The sequence below is a fragment of the Neotamlana laminarinivorans genome, assembly GCF_020523925.1.
GTDB lineage: Bacteria > Bacteroidota > Bacteroidia > Flavobacteriales > Flavobacteriaceae > Neotamlana > Neotamlana laminarinivorans.
In genome coordinates this window covers 71,605-86,192 of sequence record NZ_JAJAPW010000008.1, presented here as the reverse complement: position 1 = coordinate 86,192, position 14,588 = coordinate 71,605, and the positions used below count along the sequence as shown (strand labels likewise).

The 14,588-nt window shown below is 31.0% G+C and carries 12 protein-coding genes; 5 read left to right on the top strand and 7 right to left on the bottom strand.

From position 1 onward, the window contains the following. Positions 1–36: 36 nt before the first annotated feature. From LG649_RS14760 to tsaD, 5 genes are all read right to left on the bottom strand, one after another. Positions 37–531: a TrmH family RNA methyltransferase gene (locus tag LG649_RS14760; protein ID WP_226544588.1), complete on the bottom strand. Its 495-nt coding sequence runs from the start codon at positions 529–531 to the stop codon at positions 37–39. A 91-nt stretch (positions 532–622) separates the two neighbouring features. Then, positions 623–1,264 (bottom strand): DUF4159 domain-containing protein, encoded by a 642-nt coding sequence (locus tag LG649_RS14755; protein WP_394371924.1) that lies wholly within the window; start codon positions 1,262–1,264, stop codon positions 623–625. 1 nt (position 1,265) lies between these two features. Beyond that, positions 1,266–1,970, bottom strand: a complete 705-nt coding sequence (locus LG649_RS14750) for a 16S rRNA (uracil(1498)-N(3))-methyltransferase (protein WP_226544586.1) — start codon at positions 1,968–1,970, stop codon at positions 1,266–1,268. Continuing rightward, positions 1,970–2,605, bottom strand: a complete 636-nt coding sequence (locus tag LG649_RS14745; protein WP_226544585.1) for a peptidylprolyl isomerase — start codon at positions 2,603–2,605, stop codon at positions 1,970–1,972. The genes LG649_RS14750 and LG649_RS14745 overlap by 1 nt, the downstream gene beginning before the upstream one ends. A gap of 119 nt (positions 2,606–2,724) precedes the next feature. Further along, positions 2,725–3,747 carry a tRNA (adenosine(37)-N6)-threonylcarbamoyltransferase complex transferase subunit TsaD gene (gene tsaD / locus LG649_RS14740; protein WP_226544584.1) on the bottom strand — a complete coding sequence of 341 codons (1,023 nt, stop codon included), beginning with the start codon at positions 3,745–3,747 and terminating at the stop codon, positions 2,725–2,727. 167 nt (positions 3,748–3,914) lie between these two features. On the opposite strand from tsaD, the gene LG649_RS14735 reads away from it, so the two are divergent. The 5 genes from LG649_RS14735 (at position 3,915) to LG649_RS14715 (ending at position 12,608) form a co-directional block, all read left to right on the top strand. After that, on the top strand, positions 3,915–8,303 hold the full coding sequence (locus LG649_RS14735) for a translocation/assembly module TamB domain-containing protein (protein WP_226544583.1): 4,389 nt from the start codon (positions 3,915–3,917) through the stop codon (positions 8,301–8,303). A 142-nt stretch (positions 8,304–8,445) separates the two neighbouring features. After that, entirely contained in the window at positions 8,446–9,432 is a 987-nt protein-coding gene (pfkA, locus tag LG649_RS14730) for a 6-phosphofructokinase (protein ID WP_226544582.1), read from the top strand. Between the two features lie 22 nt (positions 9,433–9,454). Further along, positions 9,455–10,456, top strand: coding sequence for a type I glyceraldehyde-3-phosphate dehydrogenase (gap, locus tag LG649_RS14725; protein ID WP_044632218.1), 1,002 nt, complete (start codon positions 9,455–9,457; stop codon positions 10,454–10,456). Between the two features lie 67 nt (positions 10,457–10,523). After that, positions 10,524–11,384: an N-acetylglucosamine kinase gene (locus tag LG649_RS14720; RefSeq protein WP_226544581.1), complete on the top strand. Its 861-nt coding sequence runs from the start codon at positions 10,524–10,526 to the stop codon at positions 11,382–11,384. 123 nt (positions 11,385–11,507) lie between these two features. Beyond that, positions 11,508–12,608 (top strand): ATP-binding cassette domain-containing protein, encoded by a 1,101-nt coding sequence (locus LG649_RS14715; protein WP_226544580.1) that lies wholly within the window; start codon positions 11,508–11,510, stop codon positions 12,606–12,608. 7 nt (positions 12,609–12,615) lie between these two features. Here the strand turns inward: LG649_RS14715 and LG649_RS14710 are convergent, their stop codons facing one another. Together LG649_RS14710 and LG649_RS14705 are read right to left on the bottom strand one after the other, a co-directional pair. After that, positions 12,616–13,710, bottom strand: a complete 1,095-nt coding sequence (locus LG649_RS14710) for an MBL fold metallo-hydrolase (RefSeq protein ID WP_226544579.1) — start codon at positions 13,708–13,710, stop codon at positions 12,616–12,618. A 124-nt stretch (positions 13,711–13,834) separates the two neighbouring features. Then, positions 13,835–14,584, bottom strand: coding sequence for a C40 family peptidase (locus LG649_RS14705; RefSeq protein WP_226544578.1), 750 nt, complete (start codon positions 14,582–14,584; stop codon positions 13,835–13,837). Positions 14,585–14,588 lie beyond the last annotated feature (4 nt).

Sequence of the window (14,588 nt, the reverse complement as noted above, 5' to 3'; positions counted from 1 at the left end):
ACAACCAAGATAAAATACTTTAATATTTATTTAAAGTTATAAAAATTGTTTAGTTATTTCATAAAGGGCAATGTTAGTAGCTTGAACTACATTCATACTGCTATTTTGCCCAAACATATTAATATGAATAATAGAACTCGATACATTTAATATAGATTCTGATACTCCAAAGTTTTCGTCTCCAATTACTAAAGCAATAGGTTTTTCTATTTGAAATTGAAATGAATGTATAGGTATGCTATTATCTGTAATTTCAAGTGAAATAATTTGATGCGTTTTTTTTAAAACATTAATTACCTCTGAAGCATCTTTAGCTAATTTGTAAGTCACTGTTTTTTCTGTAGATCTTGAGGTTTTAGTAATCCGTCTGCCTAAAGAAACATCACCACAAAGAATAAGCTCTTCAACTCCAAAAGCATCGCAAATTCTAAATAAGCTACCAATATTTGGTGCATTGGTAACATTATCGCACACTAATGTTATTGGGAAAATGCGCTTTTTAAAATTAGTGTTGTAGTGGTTTAGTTGCATGGTTTAGTTATTGTCTACTACCAAATACTTTTTTAATGTTATTTAAAAAGTATAAGTGGTATTTATTGCTATCTTTTAGGCTAGGAAATTTTTAATTCTCAAAAGCAAATTTTACAATATTAGCACCCATTTTTAGTGCTTTTTCACGAATATCTTCAGGATCGTTATGCACAACGGAATCTTCCCAACCATCACCTAAATCGCTTTCAAAAGTAAACAAAACAACTAATCTGTTTTCTTGAAAAATACCGAAAGCTTGTGGGCGTTTGCCGTCATGTTCATGAATTTTAGGTAAGCCATCGGGGAAATTAAAAGCAGAATTAAAAATAGAATGATTTGCTGGTAGCTCAATTAATTCTTTATCAGGAAATACTTTTTTTAATTCTTTGGTTACATAAGGCTTTAACCCATAATTATCATCTATGTGCAAAAAACCACCAGAAATTAGGTAGTTACGAAGGTTTTCTGCATCAGCCTCACTAAAAAACACATAACCATGCCCCGTCATATGGATAAATGGATATTGAAAAATATCTGGACTACCAACTTCAACGGTTTGAGGTTTAGAGTTTATTTTAGTGTTTATATTTTTATTACAAAATGCTATAAGATTGGGTAATGCTGTTGGGTTTCCATACCAATCGCCACCACCACTGTATTTAAGTACAGCTAAATCTTGAGCTTTAGTTAGAAAAGAAAATAAGCAAAATGTAAAAATTATATATAATTTCATGCTATTCATTTATAAATGCTACCGAATGGCAGGCTACAATAGCTGCAGTTTCAGTACGTAATCTGGTTTCACCCAAAGTTACGGGAATAAATTTATTTTTAATAGCTGCTTCAATTTCTTTGTTTGAAAAATCGCCTTCAGGCCCTATTAAAATAGTAATATTAGTACTAGGTTTAAGTAGGCTTTTTAATGATTTTTTATTAGTTTCTTCACAATGTGCAATAAATAAATCGCCATTAAAATTTTGTTTTAAAAATTCTGAAAATGTAATAGCTTGATTTAATTTAGGCATATAGTATTGCAGTGATTGTTTTACGGCCGATTGTAATATGCGCTCAAAGCGATCAATTTTAACCACTTTGCGTTCGCTGTGGTCGCAAATTATTGGAGTAATACTGTCTATACCTATTTCTGTTGCTTTTTCTAAAAACCACTCATAGCGGTCGTTCATTTTAGTTGGGGCAACTGCCAAATGTAAGTTATAATTATGCTTTTCTTTAAAGGTTTTCGAAATTATTTTAGCAACACATTTGTTTATGTTGCTCACAAAAATTTCGGCAGTAAACAACCAGCCATTACCGTTAGTAATATATAATCTGTCTCCAATATTTTTACGTAATACTTTTACAATATGGCGACTTTCATCTTTATTAAAAGTGAATTCTGCTGTACTATCGGTAATGTCTGGATTGTAAAAAAGTTGCATTATCTAGTTTCCACTATTTTTAAAACTTCAATTTCAGGAATTTTTTTAGGCTCATGTGTCATTACGGCAACATAGTACCAGTTTTTTTCAGGGATATTGATAGCGAAAGGTTTGCCAACTTCATGGCTTGTATTTAACATGTGTGGCTCAAAATCTGCGTGTAAATCACCTTCTGTAAACCAACCTAAATCACCTCCTTTTTGTGCGTTACCATCCATAGAATATTTTTTTGCTAAGGCTTCAAACTCTACACCATCGTATAATTGATCGAAAATAGATTGTCTTAAAACATCAATATTTCTTTTATCATAAACATTGCCATCAATAAAAATGTATGAAGCACGTTGGTACACTTTTTTCTTTCTTTTAACTACTTTATAAAAGGTAGTTTCAAATTCTTTTTCAACTTTTTTTGTGTCTCCAACTCCTAATTTAAATAAATCTTTAGCTAAAATAGTTTTATGCTTTTCCTGGTTAAAGGTAATTAGTTTGTTTTTTTTTGATTTTTTTTCTGCTAAAAAAGTTTCAATTTGCTCTGGAGTTTCTAATAGAGCTAATTCTTTTTCAGTAGATGTTTGGGCGTAAAATACTGTTGTAAAACCTGTTAAGGTTAAAAATAGTAGTGTTTTTTTCATAAATAAATTGTAGGTTAATGTATTAATTTATATCAAAATTAAGAGATATAGAATTTGAGGTTTTTTAGATTAGAATAAGTTATTAATAAAAATTGTTGATAACTTTCCTTTTTTTATAATTAAAATTTTAATCTGGCAGAGGCTGCAATGTTTTTTTGTGCAAAATCTTTATCTAAAAATTTTAGATACCCAACTATAGCTATCATAGCAGCATTATCTGTTGTGAATTCAAATTTAGGAATGTATGTAGTCCATCCAAACTTTTTCTCACCATCTTTTAATGCTTGTCTAATACCTGAATTTGCAGAAACACCGCCGCCAATTGCAATATGGTTAATGCCAGTTTCTTTTGATGCTTTTTTTAACTTATCAATTAAAACACCAATAATGGTGTATTGAATAGAAGCACAAATATCGTTTATATTTTCTTCAATAAAATTGGGGTTAGCTTTAGTTTCTTTTTGTATAAAATATAAAATGGCTGTTTTTAACCCAGAAAAGCTAAAATTTAAACCATCAACTTTAGGCTTAGTAAACTTAAATGCTTTTGGATTTCCAAGTTTTGCGCGTTTATCAATTTCTGGTCCAGCTGGGTAGCCTAATCCCAATATTTTTCCACTTTTATCAAAGGCCTCACCAACGGCATCATCAATTGTTTCCCCAATAACTGTCATGTCAAAATAATTATCAACACGAACAATTTGGGTATGCCCGCCAGAAATGGTCATGGCTAAAAACGGAAAAGGTGGTTTGCTGTAGCCTTCTTCATTTATAAAGTGAGCCAAAATGTGGCCTTGCATATGGTTAACGTCTATTAACGGTATGTTTAAGCCGTAAGCCAAAGATTTTGCAAACGATGTGCCAACAAGTAAACTACCCATTAATCCAGGTCCGCGTGTAAAGGCAATGGCGTGTAATTCTTCTTTTTTAATATTAGCTTTTTCAAGAGCTTGATGAACTACTGGTACAATATTTTGCTGATGTGCACGAGAAGCCAATTCTGGAACAACACCACCATAAGCTTCGTGTATTTTTTGGTTAGCTATTACGTTGCTTAAAATATTGCCATTATGTATTACAGAGGCGGCAGTATCGTCGCATGAAGATTCGATTCCTAAGATGTAAATATTTTGTGAACCCATTAATAAAAATTAGGCATAATAATTGTTAATTTTGAAAACGAATTAGTTTTGTTAATAAACCCCAACTAATTGTATTGCAAAAATAAAGTTTCTCAACAGAAAATACATAATTAAAAGGTATCAAAAAATTTCTAAAAATATTATACAAGATAGCAGGCATAATTTTAATGCTGTTTATTATTTTGGTTATAGTGCTATCTTTTCCGTTTGTGCAAACTAAATTAGGTAATTACGCTACAAAACGTTTAAATGAGGAGTTTAAAACAAATATTAATATTGCTAGAATAAGTTTACAGTTAAATAGCGATGTAGAATTAAAAGATATTTATGTTCAAGATTATAAAAATGATACACTTATTGCAATTAAAGAGCTTAATACTTCTATTTTAAGTTTTAGAAATTTAGCAAAAGGACGTTTGGTTTTTGGAGATATAGATATTGAAAACCTTATTTTTAATATAAAAACATATCCGGAGGAAACCGAAACTAATTTAGATGTTTTTGTTAGAAAATTTGAAACTGACAATCCAAGTACCACATCTACAAGTTTTTTACTCTCTTCTAGCGATGTGTCTGTCTATAACAGTAAATTTAGGTTAATTGATGAAAACAAGGAGCAATCAACACTTTTAAACCTTAATAACTTAAACATTAATGCTACTAATTTTTTAATTAACGGTAGCGATGTAAGTACTCGTATTAATACCTTAACATTTATAGATAACCGTGGTGTAAAAGTTGAAAATTTAATGACTAATTTTGGATATACATTAAAGGGAATGACCTTTGATAATCTTCAAATTAAAACACCAGAGTCTATTATTAATGGTGATTTAGTTTTTAAATACAATCGAGAAGATTTACAATATTTTACAGATAAGGTTTTTCTTGAAGCCAACTTTAATAACTCCAAAATAAGTTTAAACGAATTAAATGTTTTTTATAACGAATTTGGTAAACACCAAACTCTTACATTTAATGCACATTTAACTGGTACATTAAATAGTTTAAAAGCAAGCAACTTAAAAATAAATACAAACTCTAGAACAAAAATTTACGGCGATATTTATTTTGAAAACTTATTTAATAGTAAGGAGCATAACTTTGTAATGGATGGAGATTTTACAAACTTAACCTCTACCTATCAAGATTTAACAGCGCTTTTACCTAATGTTTTAGGCGAGGCAATTCCGTCTACCTTTAACAGAATTGGAGTTTTTACAATAAAAGGAAGCTCTAAAGTTACATCTACAGCCGTAAATGCTGATATAGAAATGAATACCGGTTTAGGTTTTGTTGATGCAAATTTAAAAATTGATAAAATTAATGATATTGATAATGCCGATTATAAAGGTAAAGTTATTTTTAAAGAATTCGATTTAGGTACATTTTTAAACGACCCTAATATTGGAATTGCATCATTAAATTTTGATGTAAACGGAGAGGGTTTTGTTATGGAGTCTTTAAATACACGTGTTTCAGGAGATGTTTTTAGTATAGGTTATAATAATTATAATTACAAAAATATAAAGGTAGCAGGTACAGTAAAAAACAAAATTTTTGATGGAAATTTAGTAGTTAACGATCCTAATTTAAAAATGAATTTTAATGGGCTAGTAGATTTTTCTGAAACCGTAAGAAAATACGATTTTGTTGCCATTGTAGATCATGCCGATTTAAATACCTTAAACTTTGTAACAAAAGATAGTATTTCAGAGTTTAAAAGTCGTGTAAAAATGAACATGAATAGTAGTAACTTAGATGATGCTTATGGAAAAATAAGCTTCGAAAAAACTAGGTATAAAAACGAACACGACGTATATAAGTTTGAAAGATTCGACATTTCTTCAACCTTTAATGGTGACGAGCGTTATATAACATTTAATTCTCCCGATATTATAGAAGGCGAACTAAAAGGTAGATTTAATACTAAAGATATAGCTAAATTATTCGAAAATTCAATAGGTTACATATATACAAACTATATACCTTATAAGGTAGAGCCCGATCAAAGTATCGATTTTCATTTTAATATCTATAATAAAATTGTAGAAGTTTTTTATCCAGAATTAGAGCTTGGAGCAAATACTTTTATTAGAGGAACTGTAGAAAGTAATGAGGAGAATTTTAAGCTCACTTTTAAGTCGCCCGAAATTAAAATTCCAGATTATTTTGCAAATAATATAGAAGTTCAAGTAGATAATAGCAATCCGCTATTTAATACCTACGTCGAGGTAAATAAAATAAATACAAAATTTTATAACGTATCAGATTTTAATTTAATTAATGTAACAGTAAACGATACATTATTTATGCGAAGTGAATTTAATGGGGGTAAAAAAGGTAACGATATGTATAATTTAAGTTTCTATCACACCATTAATGAAGCAAACGAATCGGTAATTGGCTTTAAAAAGAGCGATGTTACTATTAAAAATTATAAATGGAATATTAACCAAAACGAAGATCGTTTTCATAAGGTGTCTTTCAATAAAAAGCTTACCAAGTTTAATGTTGAAAAATTTACAATTAACCATAACGAATCAGAAATAAAATTATCAGGTTTCTTGCGCGACTCTACTCAAAAAGATATCAAATTAAATTTTTCGAATGTAGATTTAGCAAAAATAACACCAGATTTAGATAGCCTACAACTCTCAGGTAATGTAAATGGTAAGTTAGATGTGTTACAAAAAAATGGAAGCTATTTACCAAACTCAACCGTAGTTATAGATGATTTAAAAATAAACGAATTTTTAATAGGTTCTTTTGATGCTTCGGTAACAGGAAACGAATCTTTAACAAATTACAAAGTAGATGCCAATATTAAAGACGACGATAATAAAACCTTCAGGGCAACAGGCGATATATATGTAAACGGGAAACAATCTAACATAAACGTTAATTTAAATTTTAACAAGTTTAACTTATACCCTTTAAATCCATTATTAGAAGATGTATTATCTAACATCCGAGGAGATGTTACAGGAAAAGTTTCAGTTTCGGGTAATTTAAAGCGCCCAAGTATAGATGGCGATGTTGTTTTGCAAAATGCAGGTTTAGGTGTACCATATTTAAATGTAGATTATAGGTTTAGCGACAACGCATCAATGAGTTTAAAAAACCAATCGTTTATATTTAATAATATAGGTTTAACAGATACAAAATATAATTCTAAAGGAAATTTAAGCGGTAAAATAATGCATCAAAACTTCTCAAAATGGGGTTTAGGTTTAAATATTTCATCATCTAATTTATTAATTTTAGATACCGAAGAAACCGAAGAATCTTTATATTATGGTACTGGTTTTATTGGTGGTATGGCTACTATAAATGGTCCAACAGACGAACTTGTTATCAAGGTTATTGCAGAAACTAAAAAGGGAACTGTATTTAAAATTCCATTAAGCGATGCCGAATCGTTTGGAGATAATTCGTATATCCATTTTATTACAAAAGAAGAAAAAGAAGCTAAAAAAGAAGGTCGCGAACTTGTTTTTGAAGAAATAAGAGGGCTTGAACTTGATTTTGATTTAGATGTAACTGAAGATGCAGAAGTTGAAATTATTATAGATAAAGATACAGGACATTCATTAAAAGGTCGAGGTAATGGTGGTTTGTTAGTGGAAATAAACACTAATGGAAAATTTGATATGTGGGGCGATTTTGCCGTATTTGAAGGTGTTTATAATTTTGCATACGGAGGTATAATTCAAAAAGAATTTATAGTACAACCAGGAGGAACCATAGCTTGGGAAGGTAGCCCTTATGATGCACAAATTAACATGGAAGCTGTATATAAAACCCAAGCAAACCCATCACCATTGCTAGACAACCCGATTAGTAGAAGTATTCCAGTAGAATTAAATATAGCTTTAAACGGTAGTTTAGAGCAGTTCGATCCGGTTTTTTCTTTTGAGTTTCCAAATGTAAGCTCTTCTGTAAAATCAGAGTTACAGTATAGTTTAGAGTCAGATGAAATAAAACAAAATCAAGCACTATATCTTATATCAACAGGATCTTTTTCACAAGGGTTAAATGAGGTGAATTTCTCAGGTACTATAGCAGAAAGATTAAATGGTATAATTAACGGTATTTTTTCGAATTCCGATGGCAAATTAAATATAGGTTTAAATTATGAAGCAGGCCAGAACACACCAGATTATCAAACCGATGATAGAGTAGGCTTTACACTGCAAACTCAAATAAACGATCGGGTATTAATTAATGGTAAAGTAGGGGTGCCTGTTGGTGGTGCAACAGAAACTGTTGTAGCAGGCGATGTAGAAATAAGTTTCTTGTTAAACGAAGAAGGTACGTTAACAGCAAAAGTATTTAATAGAGAAAATAGCATTCAAAATTTTGGAGAACAAATAGGTTACACTCAGGGAGTTGGTATATCCTATAATGTAGATTTTGATACCTTTAAAGAACTGCTTCAAAAAATCTTTAACAATAAAGAAGAAGAAGAAAGCATTTTAGAAGAAGTTCCAGAAGAAGAAAAACAAGAAGCGCTACCAGATCATATTTCATTTAAAACATCTTCAAATAATTAGTTGAAAAACTGTTAATAAGTAGTGTTTAAAGTGTTTTTATCAACTAAAACGTTATAGTTTTTAATCTCATATTAAAAAACTGTAAAAGCCTTAGATATATGATATTTGTTTAGTAATTTTACGTAATAATGAATAGAATTTAATGGCAAAAAATATAAAAAAATTAGCTGTTTTAACTTCTGGAGGAGATTCTCCTGGTATGAATGCCGCTATTCGTGCTGTTGTTAGAACATGTGCTTTTCATGGTGTAGAATGCCTAGGTGTTTACCGTGGTTACGAAGGTTTAATTGAAGGCGATTTTCAAGAACTAAATGCCAGAAGCGTAAAAGGTATTATTAATAAAGGAGGAACCTTTTTAAAATCTGCACGTTCACAAAACTTTAGAACTAAAGAAGGAAGGCAAAAAGCTTACAATAATTTATTAAAAAACAATGTAGATGGCCTTGTGGTTATTGGTGGCGATGGGTCTTTTACCGGAGCACTTGTTTTTAATAGCGAATTTAATTTCCCAGTAATGGGAATTCCCGGAACTATAGATAATGATATTGTTGGTACATCGCATACCTTAGGGTTCGATACGGCTTTAAACACAGTTGTAGATGCTATCGATAAAATTAGAGATACAGCAAGTTCGCACAACCGTTTATTCTTTGTTGAGGTTATGGGGCGCGATGTTGGCCATATAGCTCTTAATGCAGGTATAGCAGGTGGTGCCGAAGAAATTTTAATTCCTGAAGAAGATTTAGGATTAGAAAGGTTAGTAGACTCTTTAAACAAAAGCAAAACAACAGGAAAAACATCTAGTATAGTAATAGTAGCCGAAGGAGATAAAATAGGTAAAAACATTTTTGAACTTAAAGATTATGTTGATGAAAACATGGAGGGCTACGACGTACGTGTTTCTGTATTAGGGCATATGCAACGCGGTGGTGCACCATCTTGTTTCGATCGCGTTTTAGCCAGCCGAATGGGTGTAAAAGCTGTTGAGTCTATTTTAGATGGAGAAACAAATTATATGGTTGGTTTAATTAACGGAAAAATGGAATTAACACCTTTAGACCAAGCGATAAAAGGAAAAACAAAAATTAATTTAGAATTACTACGAGTGTCAGATATTATGAGCACTTAAATAAACATTTATAACTATTATTATGTCAAAATTAAAAATTGGAATTAACGGATTTGGAAGAATTGGTAGAATCGCTTTTAGAGTAGCAGCTGCTAGACCAGATATCGAAATAGTAGGTATCAACGATTTATTAGACGTTGAGCACTTAGCATATTTATTAAAATACGATTCAGTTCACGGAAAATTCGACGGAACTATCGATATTAACAACGGAAATTTAGTAGTAAACGGAAACGAAATTCGTGTAACTGCAGAGCGTAACCCAGAAGATTTAAAATGGGATGCTGTAGGGGCAACTGTTGTTTTAGATTGTACAGGTATTTTTACAACTTTAGATAAAGCACAAGCTCACATTAAAGCTGGTGCTAAAAAGGTAGCTATTTCTGCACCTTCTGCAGATGCTCCAATGTTTGTAATGGGTGTTAACCACAATAAAATTACTGCAGACGATACAATAGTATCAAACGCATCTTGTACAACTAACTGTTTAGCGCCTTTAGCTAAAGTAATTAACGATAAGTTTGGTATTGCAGAAGGATTAATGACAACTGTTCACGCATCAACTTCAACACAGTTTGTTGTAGATGCACCATCTAGAAAAAACTACAGATTAGGTCGTGCTGCAATTTCTAACATTATTCCTTCATCAACTGGTGCCGCAAAAGCTGTTGGTAAAGTAATTCCTGAATTAAACGGTAAATTAACAGGTATGGCATTTAGAGTACCAACTCCAGATGTATCTGTAGTAGATTTAACTTGTCGTTTAGAAAACCCTGCGTCTTTTGATGAAGTAAAAGCAGCTCTTAAAGAAGCTTCAGAAAACGAATTAAAAGGTGTGTTAGGGTACACTGAAGAAGGTGTTGTTTCTCAAGATTTCGTGTCTGAGCCTAGAACAAGTGTTTTTGATGCTGAAGCTAGTATAGGTTTAAATGATGGTTTCATTAAATTAATCTCTTGGTACGATAACGAGTTTGGTTACTCAACTAAACTAATCGATCTTGCACAACACATTGGTGCATTATAATATTGTAAATAACTTCAAAACTCCGCAATTGTAAATAGTTGCGGAGTTTTTTTTTATCTTTAAACTTATGGTTTTAATTGTTGATAGTGGTTCTACAAAATCCGATTGGATTGCAGTAGACAATAATGGAAATAAATTATTAGAAAAAATTCGTACCGAAGGCTTAAACCCTGCAATTCTTTCTGAAAGTAAATTAACAAAGCGTATTGAAAAAAGCGATGTTTTAATAAAACACAGTAAAGAAGTTACGCATTTATATTTTTATGGTGCAGGCTGTGGTACAGATAACGCAATACTTAGTTTAGGTAATGTGTTAAAAAAAATGTTTCCCAATGCACACGTAGAAGTAAACGAAGACACCTTGGCGGCAGTTTATGCCACAATTAACAACCCAAAAGAAGCTGCTGTAGTGTGTATATTAGGAACAGGTTCAAACTGTAGTTATTTCGATGGCGAAAACCTTCATCAACGTGTTATTTCATTAGGTTATACACTAATGGATGATGCTTCAGGAAACTATTATGGTAAACAATTAGTTCGCGACTATTATTATAATAAAATGCCTGAAAATATTAAAATTGCTTTTGGTAGTAAATTTAATATGGATGCAGATTTTATAAAAAACAGTTTGTACAAAAAACCAAGTCCGAATGCATATTTAGCAAATTTTGCTGAGTTTATGTTCTTGCATAAAGATTCCGATTATACCATAGACCTAATTAAAAAAGGTATTCGATTATTTACCGAAACCATGATTATGCAGTATAAAGAAGAGCTTAAAACAGTTCCTGTGCATTTTGCTGGTTCTATAGCTTACTTTGCACAAGATGAAATTAAAGCTGTAGCTGAAGAAATGGGCTTTACTGCCGGTAATTTTGTTCGAAGACCAATTGAAGGTTTAATTCCTTTTCATACAAAAAATCTGTAATTTATTAGCTTAGTAGCCAAACATACGGCCTTTTATCTTTCGAATAAAGACGATAAAAAAACGCTTATTCAAGATATATTAGATTCAAAAATTATTCCTGAAACCAAAGGATTAAAAGGAGTTTTGTTTTCTGATATTACTTTAAACAAACTTATTAATGAAGAATTACGTCATGGTAAAGTGGATGTTAAAACTAAAGTAAATAATAGTTTATATCATTCTTCTGAAGGTGAGCGTAAGCAAGCATTATTAAAGTATTTAATAGGTTTAAATCCAGATTACATTGTATTAGATAATGTTTTTGGAAGTTTAGATATACAAGCTCAAGAAACATTTAAAACTACTTTACAGGCCTTAAGCGAAAATACACTTGTAATACAAATTACCAATAGAAAAGCCGATGTATTGTCTTTTATACAATCGGTTTTTTCTATTAAAAACAATACACTTGTAGAAGTTAATTTAGAAGATGATAGTGTAAATACATCTTTTAACTTAGCATTGCCTAAGCCATATAAACCTATAAATTACGACTATAACCGATTAGTTGAATTTAATAAGGTATCAATAAAATATACAGACCGAACCATTATAAAAGATATCTCATGGACCATAAAACCAGGTGAGTTTTGGAAGTTAATGGGACCCAACGGTTCTGGTAAAAGTACCATGTTAAGTATGATTTATGGCGATAACCCAAAAGCATTCGGGCAAAATATTTATTTATTTGATGTAAAAAAGGGAAGCGGAGAAAGTGTTTGGGAAATTAAAAAGAAAATAGGTTATTTTACAGCCGATATGGTTCGTGGTTTTGCACGTTTAGATTCTATAGGAAATATGGTTGTTTCTGGTTTTTATGATTCTGTAGGGCTTTATAAATCACCTTCACATTTAGAGATTGAAATAGCACACCAATGGTTAAAAGTTTTAGAGTTATTTGAAATAAGAAAACAGAGTTTTCTTGATTTAACTAAAGGGCAACAACGTTTAGTTTTAATAGCAAGAGCTATGGTTAAAAGTCCTCCATTGTTAATTTTAGACGAACCTACAAACGGTTTAGATGATGCTGAAGCTGTGCTTTTTGCTAATTTAATAAATAAAATTGCTACAGAAACACAAACAGCCATATTATACGTATCGCATAGAAAAGAAGAAGCGTTATCTCCAGATTACATTTTTGAATTAATACCAAGCAATACAGGTTCAATAGGAAAAGTAAGTTAACTTATTATTATTTAACGTCTTCCCACCAATTTTTAAATACCTGTGTAGAATCGTTTACATTTACTTGTTCTCCAATTTTGGGTGTAACAATACGAATGTTGTTATTTTTAAAAGTTGAGATAATTTTAGCTAGAGGTTCATCCCAGTCATGGTTAGCAAGTGTAAATTTTCCAGAATGTACAGGTAGTACCGTTTTTGCCTTTAAATTTTTAGCGGCGTTTAATTGTTCGTTTGGTAGCATATGAATGTATTTCCATTGTTCATCATACTGTCCGTTTTCTAAAATAGCTAAATCAAAAGGGCCATATTTTTCTCCAATATCATTAAAATGATAATCGTAACCACTATCACCACCAATGTATATATTTTGGCTTGGTGTTTTTAATACAAAAGAAGCCCAGAGTGTTTGTCCACGCTTAAAACCTCTACCAGAAAAATGACGAGCAGGCGTAATATGTACTGTAAATCCATTATTTAGATTAATAGAATCATACCAATCACCCTCTATAATTACTGATTTATTGTAACCCCAATATTCCAGGTGAGCACCGTTACCTAATCCTGTAATTACCTTATTAACTTTAGGTTTTAATTTAATTAAAGTTTTATAATCCATATGATCCCAGTGGTCGTGTGATATAAAAAGATAATCTATTTCAGGCAAATCTTCTGTAGTGTAAATATTACTACCCTTAAAAGCTTTTGTTGTAAAGGATAGGGGTGAAGCGTTTTCCGTAAAAACGGGGTCAATTAAAAATGTTTTACCATCAATTTGCATAAAGTATGAAGAGTGCCCCATCCAGACTAAAATATTTTCGGTAGGTTTTAGCGCTTTTAAATTCGTTTTTATAGAAGGTAAAACGGTAGAGGGTTCTTTTGGTTTGGCAGAAAATAAAAATTGATACAACATGCCTGTGTAACTAACACCTTCAGTTAGCATAGGTGTTTCACTTAAATTTTGAAAGCTTCCGTTTTTGTAGTTGGGCGATGATTTAATTTTTTCTAATCTTTTGCCAGATGGATGTTTCCCAAATCTTTTTGTGTTTAAAAAAAGTACCAATACAATACAACTAATAGCTATTATGGAGAGTAAGATTATCATAATTTTTTTGAATAAAATCATTTTCATTAAAACTAAAAAAATTGAAGGTTATGCTTTTTTACCTAATAATCTAACGAATGAATTTGTGTAAGTTATTTTAGTTTTTGCGATTAAAAGTTGATTACTAAATTACTTTTTTAATAACTCTTAATTTATGTGTGTGCGTTTTTGTATCTACATTATAAATTCCTGAATGGTCTATTCTATCAATTCTTACTTTACCATGTGCATGAATAATGTAATTATCGGGCATAATAATACCTACATGGGTAATTATGCCTTCTTCATTATCAAAAAAAGCTAAATCTCCAGGTTCACTTTCTTCAATAAAACTAAGCGCCTCACCTTGAGAAGCTTGTTGGGAAGCATCACGTAATAATTTATAACCATTTAATTTATAAACCATTTGTGTAAAACCAGAACAGTCTATACCAAATGCCGTTTTTCCACCCCAAAGGTAAGGTGCATTTAAATATAGAAAAGCAGTGTCTAATAGTTTGTTTTTGGGAGCTACTTGGTCTGTGCTAGTGCCTTCATAATGGTGATTTAAAATAGATAATCCGTTTAGTGTAGAGCCTAAAACAACAGGGTGAAGTTGATTGTTTTGATCTTCAATAAATTCAACTAAATCTAGAGTAAGTACAGGTTTTTCGTTATTTAAGTATTTGTATTGCTCTTCGGAGAGCTCAAAATATTGTTTATTATCTATCCAACCTTCATATTTATCGAAAGCCAAACGAATTTTACTCCATTTTTTTCTAGGTTCAATAATTTTAAAAATATCACCATACAACACTTGCGAAATCAGTTCACTTTTGTCTGAGGCTTCACTTCTAAGCGGTACAATGCTTAAATTACAAATTCCGTACTGCATTTAA